11 protein-coding genes are annotated in these 13,614 nt (G+C 57.2%); all 11 read right to left on the bottom strand.

Annotated features, from left to right (window positions below; translation table 11 throughout):
• Position 1 precedes the first annotated feature (1 nt).
• Positions 2-961: an alpha/beta fold hydrolase gene (locus G565_RS0104465; RefSeq protein ID WP_028669880.1), complete on the bottom strand. Its 960-nt coding sequence runs from the start codon at positions 959-961 to the stop codon at positions 2-4.
• Positions 958-4,884, bottom strand: coding sequence for an ATP-dependent RNA helicase HrpA (gene hrpA, locus G565_RS0104470; protein WP_037337660.1), 3,927 nt, complete (start codon positions 4,882-4,884; stop codon positions 958-960). Before hrpA ends, G565_RS0104465 begins: the two co-directional genes overlap by 4 nt.
• A 253-nt stretch (positions 4,885-5,137) precedes the next feature.
• Positions 5,138-6,802, bottom strand: a complete 1,665-nt coding sequence (locus tag G565_RS0104475) for an AMP-binding protein (RefSeq protein ID WP_028669882.1) — start codon at positions 6,800-6,802, stop codon at positions 5,138-5,140.
• Positions 6,803-7,041: 239 nt separating this feature from the next.
• Positions 7,042-9,306, bottom strand: a complete 2,265-nt coding sequence (locus G565_RS0104480; protein WP_028669883.1) for a VWA domain-containing protein — start codon at positions 9,304-9,306, stop codon at positions 7,042-7,044.
• A 139-nt stretch (positions 9,307-9,445) separates the two neighbouring features.
• The gene (locus G565_RS0104485) at positions 9,446-10,111 is read right to left on the bottom strand and encodes a YEATS-associated helix-containing protein (RefSeq protein WP_028669884.1); all 666 of its coding nucleotides are present in this window, start codon (positions 10,109-10,111) and stop codon (positions 9,446-9,448) included.
• 160 nt (positions 10,112-10,271) lie between these two features.
• A complete protein-coding gene (locus G565_RS0104490; RefSeq protein ID WP_028669885.1) occupies positions 10,272-10,640 on the bottom strand; it encodes a hypothetical protein in 369 nt (122 codons plus the stop codon).
• Between the two features lie 64 nt (positions 10,641-10,704).
• Complete coding sequence (locus G565_RS0104495; protein ID WP_028669886.1) at positions 10,705-11,145, bottom strand: YcgN family cysteine cluster protein; 441 nt, start codon at positions 11,143-11,145, stop codon at positions 10,705-10,707.
• A complete protein-coding gene (locus tag G565_RS0104500; protein ID WP_037337663.1) occupies positions 11,145-11,453 on the bottom strand; it encodes a YcgL domain-containing protein in 309 nt (102 codons plus the stop codon). The genes G565_RS0104495 and G565_RS0104500 overlap by 1 nt, the downstream gene beginning before the upstream one ends.
• Complete coding sequence (gene rnd / locus G565_RS0104505; RefSeq protein ID WP_028669888.1) at positions 11,437-12,576, bottom strand: ribonuclease D; 1,140 nt, start codon at positions 12,574-12,576, stop codon at positions 11,437-11,439. The genes G565_RS0104500 and rnd overlap by 17 nt, the downstream gene beginning before the upstream one ends.
• Positions 12,569-13,180, bottom strand: coding sequence for a recombination mediator RecR (recR, locus tag G565_RS0104510; protein ID WP_028669889.1), 612 nt, complete (start codon positions 13,178-13,180; stop codon positions 12,569-12,571). Before recR ends, rnd begins: the two co-directional genes overlap by 8 nt.
• Positions 13,181-13,195: 15 nt before the next feature.
• Positions 13,196-13,522: a YbaB/EbfC family nucleoid-associated protein gene (locus G565_RS0104515; RefSeq protein WP_028669890.1), complete on the bottom strand. Its 327-nt coding sequence runs from the start codon at positions 13,520-13,522 to the stop codon at positions 13,196-13,198.
• Positions 13,523-13,614 lie beyond the last annotated feature (92 nt).

Here is a 13,614-nt window from a genome sequence, read left to right on the forward strand (position 1 = left end):
CCTAACCGGAGCTATCCACCGACACAAGGTGACGGATTCTCAGGCCCTTGGGGAGTTGGCGCAGGCGTTCGTTGATCCAGTCAAGCAGGACCGGAAAGTGATCGACCCAGGCATCGTCGTTAATCAGCATTGATTGGGCGCTGTAATTGCGCAAGTTGCCATCACGTTTGCCCAACACCCAGAGTCGGCCGTTGTGGGTGCCCAACTCGCGCATGAATTCTCGCACGTCGGCAACGTGATCGGTGTAGCCACCATTGCGCCTGGCCAGGTAAAGGCTGGGTGGCCAGTCGAGGTGTTGCGCAGCGGCTGAATAGTCGAAACCACTGTCGTCGTTTGCTACCCAGGGCCCGTTCGACCAGCGCAGAAAATCCCGGTACAGCGTCAGGTATTCGGGCTCGGGCCCTTTGCCAAGCCAGCGCATCGGAACCGCACCTTTTACAGCGCCCAGGGCTGGCAACACAGAGTCTGTGACCAAACGGCCGAGAGTCGAATGGCGGATGCCACCCAGGGTGGCATTGCGGCGTGTACCCAGATGAATCATGCCCAGCACACCGGGACGGACGCCCGGCTCGCGAGCATAAGCCGAGGCCAGCAAAACACCACCAAAGCCCTGACCCACCAGAAAGATCGGCAAGCCATCTGCCTGGCGACGGGCTTCCGCCATCAGCCTGGGCAGGTCTTCGCGAATGATCAGATTGGCGTCATGGTCAAGCCTTCGGCTGAGGTTTGGCCAGCTTTGACCGTGGCCAATCAGATCCGGCACCAGGCAGTGAAAGCCCATATCAGCCAGGTATTGGGCCAGCCCGTGACCCTGGTGGCAAAAAACATCGCCCTTGTTGCCAAGGCCATGCAGCAACACCACCAACGCCTGAGGCTTTTCCGGCAAAAACTGACGAACAAACAATTGGCCGCCCTGCCAGGTCGGCACTTTCAGCCGGTATTCCTTGATACCCTGTTTCATTCAGCGAGAACCTGTTGCCATTGTTTTTCCAGTCGTTTAGCCGAGACCGGCACCCGAGTGCCCAGTGTTTGTGCAAACAACGAGACCCGGTACTCCTCCAGCAACCAGCGAAACTCTGTCAATGCTGGGCTGACCATCTGTTGTTCGGCCAATGTGCGCTGTTTGCTCTGATAGCGCTGCCAGAAACCGGCCAGCTCATCGACCCAGAATTGCTCCCGGGCAGGAATGCCACCCGCCCGGTTCAGGCGTCGATCCGCACCGTCCAGATACCTGGGCAGTTCGGCAAACCACTCGCCCGGTGTCGCACTGACAAAGCCCGGATAAACCAGTTGATCAAGCTGCGTTGCAACGTCAGCGTATAGGAAGGCCGTGGCAAAGGTCACGCGCCCTTTCAATTGTTTACGTACCTGATGGTGGCGATGCAATACGTCGTGTACCTGCCGCGCCAGCTGCTCCCCCTGCTCGACCAGATCACCGCGTCCGGCTTCAAGCCAGAGGGTAAATTCCGCGCGGGTGCGCGGCAGCTTCCCGCCCCGGTCCAGAGTCCGCAACAACGTCGCCCGCAGTATATCCTGGCGCAGTGGCTCGGCTTTGCCATAAGGTGCGAACAGCAAGGCGCTTTCCTTGAATGCAGGTAGCCGTTTGGCCAGGTAGGCCAGAGGTTGTTCGAACTCAAACCAGGCCAGGCGCAACAGGCCCTGACGATGCTGCTGTTCAGCCCAGGGTTGTTGCGTAAAGGACTCGACCGCAACCGCATTCACCTTGTCGACCAGTGCCGGGAACACATCAATGTGAATACCCGCCTGTATGCGGTGCTCTACTTCAGGCAAGTCGGAAAAAGACCAATCGGTGAAGTGCGCCGGGCCTTTCGCTTCCTCGCTGGCTCCCGAGGCCCTCGTCCGGTCTTTGGCAGCCTGGGCATTCGCTGGCGACTTCAGGGCATCAAGATCACGACCCGACGCCACGATCTTGCCTGCATCATCCACCACGTTGAAGCGAAAGCGGTGGTGAGCGTCGAGCTTATCCGGTTGCCATTCGTTCTCTGGCACGCGAATGCCGGTCATACGGAACAGGCGCTCGGTAACGGCTTTGGTCAGCGGCGTATCGTCTGGTGCCAGGCTGTTCATCAGAGCATCGGCAAAATCCGGTACCGGCACAAAGTTCCGCCGGTAAGATTTGGGTAATGCCTTGATCAGCGCAATGATCTTGTCGCGCAGCATGCCTGGCACCAGCCAGTCCAGCCGACCGGCTGGCAACTGAGCCAAAGCACCGGCCGGTACCGTCATGGTCACGCCATCGGCCTCTGTGCCCGGCTCAAACTGGTACTTCAATGGCAACTTCATGCGGCCCACGGTAATGAAATCCGGATATTGCTGAACAGTTACCTGATCCGCAGAATGCTGCATCAGGGCCTCAGGGGTCAGGTCGAGCGCGTCTTTGGGCTGCTGCTTGAGCCAGGCATGAAAACCAGCGGCGTTGACAATATCGCCCGGGATGCGCTGGTCGTAAAACGCCACCAACTGATCATCATCAACCAGGATATCGCGACGGCGTGCCTTATCTTCCAAACCCGTCACTTCAGCCAGCATGGCCCGGTTGCGTTGAAAGAACGCCGCTTTGGTCTGAAACTCACCTTCCACCAGGGCCGAGCGAATGAATATATCGCGCGCCAGTGGCGCGTCGATGGCCCCAAAATGCACCGGCCGTTGCGCCACGATGGGCAGCCCGTAGAGCATCAGCGTCTCTTTGGCGACTACCTGGCCGCGCTTCTTCTCCCAGTGCGGGTCGCTGTAATTGCGCTTGACCAGATGCATCGCCAGCGGCTCCAGCCAGGCCGGTTCTATGCGGGCGACCGTGCGCGCGAACACCTGAGTGGTTTCCACCAGCTCAGCCGCCACCAGCCACTTGGGGCCCTTGCGTGACAACGCCGATGACGGGTGAACCCGGCACTGGCGACCCCGGGCGGCGGTATACAGTTTGTCTTCCTTGTAGTTCGCAATCTGCGACAGCAGCCCTGACGCCAGTGCTTTGTGCACCTGCTCATAACTGGCGGTTTGATCGTTCAGGCGAAAGCCGAGTGATTTGGCCAACAGATGCAACTGACGGTGAATATCACGCCATTCACGCATGCGCAGGTAGTTCAGAAACTGCGCCTTACAGAATTTACGCAACTGCCCCTGGCTGAGTGTCTGACGCTCTTGTTCATAACGCTGCCACAGATTCCAGAAGGCGAGGAAGTCGGAGTCCTTGTCTTTATCCTGAGCGTGCTTTTCTGCAGCGGCCTGTTGCTTTTCCTGCGGGCGTTCGCGCGGGTCGGGAATCGACAGGGCGGCAGCGATCACCAGCACTTCACTCAGCGACTTCTGGCGATTGGCTTCAATCACCATCCGCCCCAGGCGCGGATCAACCGGCAAACGAGCCAGCTCTTTGCCCAACGGCGTCAAATGCCCCTGATCGGTCACCGCAGCCAGCTCGGTCAACAAGGTGTACCCGTCCCGAATCATCCGGCTGTCTGGGGGTTCCAGAAACGGGAAGTCTTCGACCTTGCCCAGGCGCATATGCAACATCTGCAGAATGACCGAGGCCAGGTTAGTGCGCAAAATTTCAGGGTCGGTAAAGGGCGGGCGCTGCTGAAACTCTTCTTCATCAAAAAGCCGAACACAGAGCCCGGGTGCGATACGACCGCACCGCCCTGCCCGCTGATTGGCCGACGCCTGGGAGATGGGTTCGATCGGTAAGCGCTGGATCTTGGAGCGGTAACTGTAGCGGCTGATGCGCACCAGGCCACTGTCGATCACATAATGAATGCCCGGCACCGTCAACGACGTTTCAGCAACGTTGGTCGACAACACGATGCGTCGCCCACTGTGGCTGGCGAAAATGCGTTGTTGCTCGCTGGCGCTTAAACGCGCGTATAAAGGCAATAACTCAGTATGGCGCAGTTGAGCGCGCTTGAGCGTATTGAAGGTCTCGCGGATTTCCCGTTCACCGGGCAAAAACACCAGGACATCACCCCCGCTGTTAGCCGTCTGACCCGCGCGCTCGCGTTGCTCTATTTCCTCGATGGCATTGAGCACAGCCCCGGGCAAGTCTGACGCATAATCGTCTTCATCGGGGCTCATCGGCCGGTACAGATGCTCGACCGGGTAGCTACGCCCGGCAACTTCAATGACCGGGGCCTTGTCAAAATGCGCTGAAAACCGATCGACATCAATGGTCGCTGACGTAATGATCAGCTTCAGGTCCGGGCGACGTGGCAGCAACTGCTTGAGATAGCCCAGCAAAAAATCGATGTTCAGGCTGCGTTCGTGGGCTTCGTCAATGATCAGGGTATCGTACTTATTGAGAAACGGGTCCTGTTGAATGTCATTCAACAGGATGCCATCGGTCATCAGTTTGATCAGCGTGTCGTCATTGGATTGATCGGTAAATCGGACCTGATAGCCTACCTGCTGTCCGAGCTCGACGTTCAATTCTTCCGAAATCCGGTCTGCAACCGAACGTGCAGCCAGTCGACGAGGCTGGGTATGGCCGATCATACCGGCACGGCCCAGGCCTGCTTGCAAACACAACTTGGGAATTTGCGTGGTCTTACCGGAACCGGTTTCACCGGCGATCACCACGACCTGGTGTTTGGCAATAGCGTCACGAATGTCGTCCGCACGTTCGGAGACAGGCAGGGTTTCGTTCAGACGGATCTCGGGGACGCGCCGCTCACGAGCCGCAAACCCTTCACGGGAACGGGCAAAGGCTTTCTCGATGGCGACAACCAGGGAAGGCGACGCCTCCCCTTTTTTGAGTTGCTGACGCCAGGTTTTGCAGCGTTGTATCAGATAATGCCGGTCACGGACAAGACACTGCGACAGGCTCTGAAGAACCAGATCGGGAGTAAGTTCCGTGTTTGATACTGCACTGGACGGCATGCCATGACCTGTCTGCCAAAAGGGACGGCATTATAGGCATCCTGCCGAAGGGATCAAAGGTGGCATCTTAAATTTACCCATCGTTCAACCAGTGAAATGCTCTCTCCCCCAATGGAGGAGAGAGGACTGCTGGGCGCGATGCCGCGAGCGACTGGCGATGGCAAAATTCAACCAACCAATCGCTCCCTCTCCCGTCCCACGGGAGAGGGCTGGGGAGAGGGTTCTACTCCAATTCCTTCATGCAAACTCAGGCTTAACTGTCGCTGTCCCTCAACTCCCGGCGCAGCACCTTGCCCACGTTGGTCTTGGGCAATTCATCGCGGAACACAAACTGCTTGGGTACCTTGTAACCAGTCAGGCTTTCACGACAAAAATCCGACAGCTCTTTTTCCTCAACCGGTCCGTTCGTGACCACAAAGACTTTAACCGCTTCACCGGTTTTCTCGCTCGGCACTCCAACAGCAGCACACTCGACCACTTTCGGATGACGCGTCAGTACGTCTTCGATTTCATTCGGGTAAACGTTAAAACCAGAGACCACAATCATGTCTTTCTTGCGATCAACGATTTTCAAATAGCCATCTTTCTGCAAGACAGCAATATCGCCGGTTTTCAGGAAGCCGTCTTCATCGATGGTTTTGGCAGTGTCGTCCGGACGGTTCCAGTAACCTTTCATCACCTGCGGCCCGCGCACTTGCAGTTCGCCCGCCTCGTCGAAGCCAAGCAACTTGCCATCGTCATTTGCAATCCGAACCTCGGTATTGGGCGCCGGAATACCAATGGTACCCAATTGCTGATAACCCGCCGGGTTAAACGAAATCACCGGAGACGATTCAGTCATGCCATAGCCTTCCGAGATCGGGCAGCCGGTCACTTCCTCCCAGCGCTCAGCTGCTGCTTTCGTCAGCGCCATGCCGCCGGAAATGGTCAGTTTCAGGGCACTGAAATCCACTTTCTTGAAGTCTTCGTTGTTCATCAACGCTACAAACAGCGTGTTCAAGCCGGCGAATCCGGTGAACCGGTGCTTGCCCAGTTCTTTGACGAAGCCGGGAATATCGCGCGGGTTGGGAATCAACAAGTTGTGGTTGCCGGTTAGCATGATGGTCATGCAGTTCACCGTAAACGCATAGATGTGGTACAGCGGCAACGGCGCAACGAAGGTTTCCTGTCCATCTTTCAGCGTCAGCTTGAAGAACTCATAACACTGCAGCATGTTCGCAATCAGGTTGCGGTTAGTCAGCATCGCGCCTTTGGCTACACCGGTGGTGCCACCGGTGTACTGCAGAATAATGGTTTCATCATGGGGCGTGGCCGTGCGCTTGTAAGTTTTGGTGCTGCCTTTTTTTAACGCATCACGGAAGGTGCCTACTTTGCTGGTGTCGTAAGCCGGCACCATTTTCTTGACCTTCTTGACCACGGTATTGACCAGAACCCGCTTCAGACCCGGGTGCAGGTCAGCGATTTCGGTGACAATAATGCGATTGAGTGGCGTCTTGGGTTGTACCCGAATCGCCTGGGCGGCCATACCGGCATACACCACCAGTGCTTTGGCACCAGAGTCATTCATCTGGTGCTCAAGCTCGCGGTCGGTATACAGCGGGTTGGTGTTAACAACAATCAAACCAGCGCGCAGGGCGCCAAATACAGCGATCGGATACTGCAGGATGTTGGGCAATTGCACCGCAATGCGATCACCGGGCTGCAAGTCCGTCTCATTTTGAAGATAGGCGGCAAAGTTACCCGACAAACGATCGATGTCGGCATAGGTAAGCGTCTGACCCATGCAGGTATAAGCGGGCTTGTCGGCAAATTCCTTGGTTTTCTGGTCGAACAGATCGAGCACGGTGTCAAAGGCTTCCGGGTCAACCGTGGCTTTCATACCGCCTGGGTATTGCGTATGGGTGTATACGTCGCTCATGGACACTCCTCTCGTTCTTATTGTAAATCGATGCAGGTAACGTTTGGCCAAGCACACCGTTGCCTGAACTGGAATGGTCTTCAGGCACACTTCATTCAAACGTTTGTTTTATTTCGTGAGCCGATTGTCTCTTTTTTACCGAGCAGAATTCAACTCTTTAATGAATAAAGCGCACAGAGAAAAGGCTATCTGTGAGTAAATAGCCTAGACCGATGTTCAAATTGCAGAGTTGCAGGCGCTCAACGGCTGGGAGGGTCATCATTGTCGTCACTGAACGGGTCGTCTTCATCGAGGTTCAAGTTCTCCAGGTCAGACAGGCCATCTTCCAGATTGCTGATGTCGAACAGGTCGTCGTCATCTCCGGCATCCAGATCGTCCAGCGGGTCGGGTTCGCTGTCCAGCTCTCCCCACACGTCTTCATCCAGTGCTCGGGTGTCCAGACTGTCTTCCATACTGACCCGAGGGGCTTCGGTCCGCTCGGGCGGCGATGGTTCGGGCACGTCATCCTCGAATACATCGTCGACGACCGGTGCATCCTGCTCATCCGCCTGGCCATCGCGACCATCGCCGACTCCCGAATCAAGACTGGGATCGTCCAGATCCGCGCTCAGTTCCAGGTCATTAAGTTCGTTCATCCCTACATCAGCCAGTCCGCGGTCTTCGGCCAGGAGATCCTCTGTTTCACCCTTGCTGCGACGGTCGAGTCGACGGTAGACCAAAAAGAAAGCGAGTAAAATCAACAGCCCCGGCACACTGAGCAACAGGTATCGAAGCCAGGGAGTTGGGTCGCTCTGCGGCAAGGGTTCTGACACAGGTTCAGCGTCCGGCTGATCGATGCTCACCGGTGTCTGAACACTCAACTCTTCAAACTCGGGCATCGGCTCTTTGACAAAATCTGCTTCGGGCTCAGGCTCAGGCATCATAGTGGGTTCTGCCGGCATTGCCTCCGGGTTTAGAATCCGGGGCCAGTCTGCCGGCAGTGGCAGAGACAGATCAATCGGTGCGACTCCGAACTGAGACACTCGCCGCTCGTTGACATCCGCGTCGCCGGTCAATGTCAGCCTATAGTCACCCTCAGGCAGGTCTGCGGGTAGATTCATATAAAAATACCCGCTGGCGTGCGTTTGAAAGCCCTGATTTTGAGTCACGGGCCCCTCAATCATGGCTTGCAGGCTCACCTGTTCAAACATCAGCCCACGGTCGGCCGGGTATAGCCGCCATTGAATTCCCGCATCGGTCACCAGCAGCTCCGAAAGCAAGGCGGGCCGATTGACCACGGTTTTGCGGATTTGGCGCTGGAATGTACCGCCATCGAGCGTGACTTCAAGTTGAATGTCAGCATCAGCGTAGGTATTGGGAACCTGGGCCCGCAGTTGTCGGCCATCCCAGCGTAAGCCATCGACCTGGCTACCATTGATGCGCAGGGTCGGGGTCATGACGTTGATCAATGCATCGGGAACAACGTCGCCACTGGCATCGGCAACGCCCAGCTCAAGAATGAGGGGCTGATCTTGCAGAACCACCGAACCCGAGGGCTGGGTCCAGTACAGATTGACATCCGAGACTACCTGAATGCTGCTGTCATCGTTGATGTCACCCAGCACTTCCCAGCGCCCGGCCGGGGGGGTGTCGATGCTGATCAGTGTATACCCCTGCCCGGCCTGCCAGCGCTGTGATCCGGGCGACGACACTGAATTCAGGGTGCCATTGGGCTGGCGCAGCTCGACCTGCCCATCGTCATGCATTACCAGGGCCGTCAGTTCGGTAACCTGGGCGTCAACCCTGAATTCCCGACCGTCAAACGGCAATTCATTACCGGGGCGAACCGAGTTCAGCACTCTAATGATGAAAGACTGCATTTCCGACGGCTGCTGGACTTCAGCAAACACACCGCCGGTTTGATTCGCCATCTGCTCCAGCAAGCCTGCATCTGCCGCACTGCCAAGCGCCAGCGTGTGAATGCGAGCGCCAGCGGCGGCAAACCGGGGAATCACCGTATCAAGAATCCGGTCGCGTTCTACCCGGTTTACGTCGGAATTGGGGGCAATATCAACCTGACCATCGGTAATCAGAATGACATCGGTTGGCGGGCTGTAGGTTGAAAAACCAAAGTCGTAAGCGGCATCGTCAAGTGCGGCACCCAGGTTGGTACGCTGGGCGATGGCCCGCAACTCAGCCACCCGGGTGCGCGCCTGGGCACGCCACTGGGCGTTGACCGGGTCATGGGGGACCAGTAGGTTCACGTAACGACCAAAACTCCAGATGCCAGCCGTAGCGTCACCGGGAATAGCGTCGATCAACAGATTAATCGCCGGTGTCCGGCGATTTTGGGGGTCGGTGTCGCGCATGCTGCCAGAAATATCGATCAGAATGCGGACGTCACTGGCCGCCGCTTCAGAGGGCGTCTCGGCCCAGGCTGGCGCCATCAATGCTACTGCCGCACCCACCAATATTGCACACACACCGGCACGGGTAAGGCGTGGCCGACCAGACTGTCCCAGCATAGCTGTCATCCAAAGGTTTTCATGGCTATATCATCGGCGACTTGTTGCCGTTCTTTACCGTTTGGGTCGCCGATGCGTGTCGTATCACACTGACACTGCAAGCAACGGGCCATGCCAAAAGTCCATCAGCCTCCTGGCGTCAGCCCATTCTGGCCAACATGCGCCGTCCCGCTTCGGTTATGTGCCAGCGCATACCGTGTTTGCCCATGATGCGGCCCGCCAGGTTCCGGGCGACCATTATATCGAGCGTTTTAACCATGGTGGCCTCAGTGGCCTCGGTTTCGTCGCACAGGCCCGGCAACGATCGAAAAATGTAGCGCCCGTTACCCAGTGTTTTCAATACCTGTGCGGTTGTGACATCCAACTCTTCATCCGGCGTCAGCGACTCGGATGGGACCGGCTGGTCATCCTCAGTTTCCGCTTCGATCAACGGCTTGATCTCAGCCTGAACCAGATAGAGCTCATGCATCACCCGGTCTGCCTGCTGACGCGCCGTTCTGGCTTCGGCCAGAATCTTGTCGGAGACACTGGTTACCACGAAGCGGCTGGCGATGGCCGCGATCAGACAGAACCCGGTAAAGATCAGAAAGCGACTTGAATCATCCTGGCTCTGCGCAATCAGATCACTGTTGACCAGCGCCAGCACCACAGGCACCAGGAAAGCCGCCCCGATACCAACCACCAGGCTGCGCGGCAGGCTGGTGGTATCCGGATCGTATTGGGACAACATGTAATAGTTGACCAGACCACCAAAAACGCCCGACATCAGCATTACGGCAATCAGAACGAAAATATGAAGGGCCATGCCTACTCCTTACCACCACTACGGGTATTTATTGTGGATTCCCCTGCCCGGCCATATCGGCTCAGGCAGCGGTACCATGAATCCATGAACGACGCCGAACATATCCGGCAGCCAATCAAACGGCGTGTAGATATAACAGACCTGACAGTACTTTTACACTTTAACCCGCTTCCCGGGGTGCCTCATCGGCCTGTTTCATACTGCGCAACCGCAATACGATGCCCAGAATCACGATAGCCAGCGTACCCACAACCATCGCTTGCAGCATGGGCATCACAATAGCCAGACTGGCCTGCATACCGACATCCATAAAGTCAAAAGCTGCCACAATAATCGCCGGCGCATAATAGGGCTCCGGTTCCGTGCCTTGCCAGGGGGTGAGCACCACGCAGAGGTATATCCAGGTAATCCACCAGCGCAGCGGTCGCCATGGCAGAAACCGCCCTATTCGCCACACCACCAGCCAAAAACCAATCACACCCAGGCCGTAAGCCACGGCTGCAGTCCAGTAAACGTCTTGATAAATCATGAGTCAGTTAACTTCCACACATTGCATTTATAGAACCCGTCAATAGCGCTAATAAGCTCTGAACCTACACGTTATCAATGATGTAATCTTCCCAGTCTTCTTCTGGTACTTCATTGTCGCGCACCGGCGCCAGATGCAGCACAGAGGCATCGACCGCATGAATCCGCTGGCTGTCCTGGGCCATCAGAGGGTGCCACTCCGGCAGATCTTCCCCTTCGGCGATCAGCCGGTAAGCACAGGTGCTTGGCAGCCAGAAAAACTGGTCTACATCCTCCGGTTTCAACCAAACGCAGTTGGGCACTTTCTGTTGCCGCTCCTGATAAACCGTACAGCGGCAATTGTCTGACAGATACTGGCATACGACACGGGTGTAGAACACCTCCCCGCTGTCTTCATCCTCCAGCTTTTGCAGGCAACATTTGGCGCATCCGTCGCAGAGTGACTCCCACTCCTGCGTGGACATTTGAGCCAGCGTCTTTCGCTTCCAGAAGGGTTGGGCAGCCATCAGAGGGGGTACACCGGTGTGGTTGGTTCACGGTACAGATCGAGCATGCCTTCTTCCCGGGGTGGCGGCATCTGCAGGTAATAGCCCTGCTCAACAATGCCGGACATGACCTTAATTACATTCACCCTGGCCAGCGCCCGGGTGGGCGTTAACAGTAAGTCCATTACCGGTATGGGCGTGCCGAAGCGCTCGCGAAGCGGCTCGGGCACCCGGGCAAGGCCCTCGTGGCGCGATACATAGAGGTACATATCCTGGCGAGCCGAAGACCGGTAAATACTGGCCAAAACCCGTTCAGTCGTTGGCTTCACGATGGTGCTCCTCAAGCAGGCGGGTCAACGGATCCACCAGCAATGGCTTGCGCCAGCCGGTCATCACGTCGGGCCACTCATAGTCGCCGGTGTAACAACCGCTGCGCACCAGTTGCTCCAGTGGTTTACGCCGGGCCAGCACCTCAGCCGGTATCGACGTCTCCTGCGCCAGGCCGGCAATCAGATCCTTAACCGACTTGTACAGGGCGGCCTGATCGGCGGGCAAGGGCCCGGCCAGGCGTTCGGGCCAGTATTCCCGGCTTGCATCATTGCAGCGCCGCACAATATCTACCACCGGGTCAGCGTAGAGCCGAACCTTGCGCGGATGCAGCCCTTTCAAACCCGACACGGCGCTGCGCTGGGTGGGCATTGCCTGTGCAATCTGAATCACCTCGGCATCCGACAAAATGCGCGAGCGGTTCACATCCTGCTCCCGGGCCTGCTGCTCGCGCCATTGCGATAACTGCTGCAAGCAATACAGCCGGGCCCCTTTCAGCTTCCAGGCGCCGCGCAGTTTCAGGTAATACTGTTCCGGGGTCGGCGGGAAACTGTCGAGCGCCGCACGCTGGCTGTCTTCCAACACCCAGTCGAACCGGTTCTGTTCCTGCAACCGGAGCGCAAAGCGCTGATACAGTTTCTCCAGCCAGTAAACGTCGGCGGCTGCGTATTGGCATTGCTCTTCAGCCAGCGGGCGAAGCAGCCAGTTGGACCGGGTCGCATCCTTGGGCAAGACCTCCCCCAGTTCCGCTTCAACGGCTCTGGCAAAGCCCATTTGCAGGTCATTCCCCAGCAGTGCTGCCGCGATCTGAGTATCAAATACCGGCGCTACCCGGGCACCGGTGCCGTTAAACAATACTTCAGCGTCTTCAGACAGCGAATGAAACAGCTTGATAATCGCCGGGTTTTCCAACACGGCGGCAAACCCCTGCCAATCATCAATGCCCAGCGGGTCAATCAGCCAGACCTCGCCGTCGAGCCCGACCTGAATCAGCCCCAGTTTGGCGAAAAAAGTTTCGGTGCGGACAAACTCGGTATCCAGAGCCAGTACCGGCGCCCCCTCCCAGCGCTGACAAGCCTGGCGCAGTGCGTCGTTGTCGCCCACCCATTGGTAGTGTTCAATCATGTTCAAAACCCAGTGTTTTGCGATCTTGCAGGGCCTGCGAGAGGCTGTGGCTGTCGATGCGTCCGAATTCAGAGCCGACCGGAATCCCCCGCGCTATGCGCGATACCGCGACGTTCAACGGTTGAATGTGCTCGGTCAGATAGTGCGCAGTGGCTTCCCCTTCCATCGACGCATTCGTCGCCAGAATGACCTCTTCAATAGCCCCACTATTTAGCCGCTCCAACAACAAGGGAACGCCCAACTCCTCCGGCCCGATGCCATCGATGGGCGATAAATGGCCCTGCAGTACAAAGTAGTCACCCTGGTAACCACCGGACACCTCGATCGCTTCGCGGTCTTGCGGGGTTTCCACCACACACAGCCGGCTGTGGTCACGATCGTTATCCTGGCACAGGTCACAGACCGCCTGTTCCGTCAGTACCCGGCACTGGCCACAGTGCATGACCCCATCGAGGGCTCGCTGTAAGGCCTGCGACAGCATCAGCGCCCCCTCCCGGTCACGCTCGAGCAGAGCCAGCGTCATGCGCTCGGCTGACCGTGAGCCTACACCGGGCAACACTTGCAGTGCTTCCATCAATTGTTCGGTAAGCGGGCTGTACGCCATGCCAGACCTCGTCCGTCAGAACGGCATTTTAAAGCCGGGGGGAAGCTGCATACCGGCAGTAGCCGACGACATTCGTTCCTGGCTCAAGGCTTCCACTTTGCGCACAGCATCGTTAACCGCTGCGGCGAGCAGGTCTTCCAGCATCTCTTTGTCTTCCTGCATCACCGATTCGTCCAGCGATACTTGCTTAACATCGTGCCGGCCATTCATGGTGACTTTAACCAGGCCAGCACCCGACTCACCGGTTACCTCGGCGCGCGCCACTTCTTCCTGCATGCGCTTCATGTCTTCCTGCATCTTCTGGGCCTGTTTCATCAGGTTTCCCATGCCACCTTTCATCATCGCTCAAGGCTCCTGTCGTAAAAGTTGTAGTCTCTAGCCAATTCAGTATGGCAGATCATCGATTGGGTTATTGGCGCTTTTGCCGGGCTATC

Source organism: Saccharospirillum impatiens DSM 12546 (assembly GCF_000423605.1).
Lineage (GTDB): Bacteria > Pseudomonadota > Gammaproteobacteria > Pseudomonadales > Natronospirillaceae > Saccharospirillum > Saccharospirillum impatiens.